The sequence below is a fragment of the Aquabacterium sp. A08 genome (genome assembly GCF_011742065.1).
The window spans coordinates 1-356 of record NZ_JAAQQT010000079.1; the positions used below are offsets into that span (position 1 = coordinate 1).

Genomic DNA, 356 nt, shown 5'->3' on the forward strand with positions numbered 1-356 from the left:
CCGATCGACCGCCAGTACGACCGGCTGCTGTTCCAGGACGTGTACCCCGGCATGGGCTACGTGCCGCTGGCGCACGTGTTCAACCTGCCGCACCGGGTGATGCAGCTCAATGTGTCGGGCGCCCAGGCCTTGTGGGCAGAGCAGGGTCACCCGCTGCTGGATTTCATGTGTCACACGGAGCACCGCGACATCGACCTGCAGGCCAGGATCGCGTTGAACTGAGGTCAGTCAGCCCTGCGGTCCAGTGTGGGGGGCGGGTTGGCCCAGCACCAGGTCCACGTGGCCCATCTCGTCGTCGGGGGCCAGGGTGCTGAGGTACTGCCGCAGCCGCTCGTCGCGGATGAAGTCGGCGCCCG

At 67.7% G+C, this 356-nt stretch carries 1 pseudogene; it reads left to right on the top strand.

The window, feature by feature from the left end:
* Window positions 1-222, top strand: a pseudogene (locus tag HA630_RS00455) (hypothetical protein); the annotation flags it as partial.
* Between the last annotated feature and the right edge of the window lie 134 nt (window positions 223-356).